The organism is Legionella moravica DSM 19234, assembly GCF_000423305.1.
Classification (GTDB): domain Bacteria; phylum Pseudomonadota; class Gammaproteobacteria; order Legionellales; family Legionellaceae; genus Legionella; species Legionella moravica.
The window spans coordinates 1-2,029 of sequence record NZ_AUHS01000057.1 but is presented as its reverse complement, the minus strand read 5'-3'; the positions used below and the strand labels follow the sequence as shown (position 1 = coordinate 2,029).

The following is a 2,029-nucleotide window of genomic DNA, read 5'->3' as shown; positions in this document are numbered from 1 at the left end:
GGGAGACTCAATTCTTGATATGATTTTAATGGTCGCATTTTAATGGGATCGTGCAACCTTGCAGGAGATTCCTCGCTACGCTCGGAAAGACGTCACATTTTTAATGGGACAGCCGTGGTCCTCTTTCCATGGAACTCGTATCTCAATTAAAATGACGAGTGCCATCAAATATATTAACTTCCTTCCTGATCTTCACTCCAGAGGGAAGCAACAGTCTCTTGCACAAGCAACACCAACCATTTCTTAAAGTTAAGACCGTGGCTTTTGAGGCGTATCGCTATTAAGCACTACATTTTCGGAGTTTGAGGGGGACGATGAATGCTCATGATTAAAAAACGAATGGGAAGAGGCTGCAGTGCTTTTTGTTTTTTCAGCATACGGCTGAAGGACTCGTAGGGATTCCTGGTTTCTTGCTGCATAGTCCAACACTCTTTTGTTCCATTTGTCCTTATCCATCAAGAGTTCCGCTATTTTGTCCGCTGGCAGGCAGGCCATAACTCGCTTGAGGGATTCGTGTTTTTCTGCCGCATAGTGTACCGTGGTCGTGTCATATTTGTTTTTCGCCATCAAGGCTTCAGCCTGTTCGTTTTCCGGAATACAGGCCAGAAGGAGTCTTAGCGATTCTGGATTCTTTGCCGCCTTGTGCAGCACGTTTTCGTCATGAATGTTCTTTGCCATCACCAGTGATGTTCTTGTTTGCTCGGGTAATTCAGCCAGAAAGAGTTCCAGAAATTTTGGCATCATTGCTACGTTATGCAGTAGCGTGTTGTCATCTCTTCTCTTTTCTATCAAGGTATTTACCCTTTCTTCCATTGGCAGATAAGGCCAAAGGATTTTCAGCGCTCCCGAATGACCAAGCGCGTAGTCCAGCAGGCTCTCGCCATACCTATTTTTTTCTAAAATGGCCGCTGCCCTTGTATCCTCGGGAAGGTTGGCCAGAAGTTGGCTCAGGGAGTCCGGATAGCGTACTGCCCGTTGCAATAGAGTGTCTCCACCAAAATTCTCCCCTAATATTAACGGTAATCTGGCTTCCTCTGGCAGGCAGGCCAGAAGTGGACTTAAAAGTTCTGTATGATGCAGTACCAGTTCAATAGGGGGTTTTCCTTTCGAGTCCTTCGTCATCAAAAGTTCTGCTCTTTTGGTTTTGGGGATGCAGTCCAGAAGGGCAAGCAGGGATTCAGGGTTATTTGCTGCTTTGCCCAGCACGGTGATATCATATTTATTTATTTCCATCACAGCATTTGCCCTTTCTTCCTCCGGTAAGCAACTCAAAAGAAATCTTAGGCATTCCGGCCTCGATACTGCGTCATGCAGTACGGTCATGCCTTGATCGTCTTTTGCCATTAAGGCTTCCGTGAATTTTTTTTCAGGGAGGTAGTTCCTAAGGAGCGTTAGGGAATCCAGGTTCCTTATCGCACAGTGCAGCACGTTTTTGCCATAATGGTCTTTCGCCATGATGGCATCAACCTTTACGTGTTCAGGTAAACAGTCCAGAACAATGTTCAGCGATTCCGGGTTGTCTGCTGCATAGTGAATCACCGTGCTTCGATTTCTCTCTTGATTAATCAAGGTTGCTGCCTTTTGAGCTTCCGGTACATAGGTCAGGATGAGTCTCAAGGATTCCGGAGTTGTTGTTGCTTCGTGCAGCAAGGTTAGATGAGCCATACCTTCCGCAAGTATGGCCTCCATTCTTTTGTCTTCGTCCAGAGCGCTAAGGAACCATTGTACAAAAGACAGATGGCCCATATTCAGCGCTGTACTGAGTGGACGGCCAAAACTGTCTTTCATTACCAGGTAGTTGGCACCCCTTGCAATCAGGGCAGCAGCGAGGGGGATGTGACCTTCCTCCGCAGCAAGATAGAAAGGCGTCACCCCTTCTTCATTAGCAACATCTGGATTGAAATTTGGATGTTCAATAAGAGCTTGAATGACGTCTTCCGGCGTGTCTTTGGAACTTGCCAGTAATTGTGCAACATCAAAGCTGGTGGATGGAGCAATATTCCCTGGTGTTAATATTGGCGGCATGGTT

General features: G+C 46.5%; 1 protein-coding gene. It reads right to left on the bottom strand.

Annotation, left to right across the window (positions count from 1 at the left end; genetic code table 11):
* Positions 1-249: 249 nt before the first annotated feature.
* A partial coding sequence (locus G543_RS17740) for an ankyrin repeat domain-containing protein (protein WP_035922044.1) occupies positions 250-2,029 on the bottom strand: 1,780 nt, incomplete at its 5' end.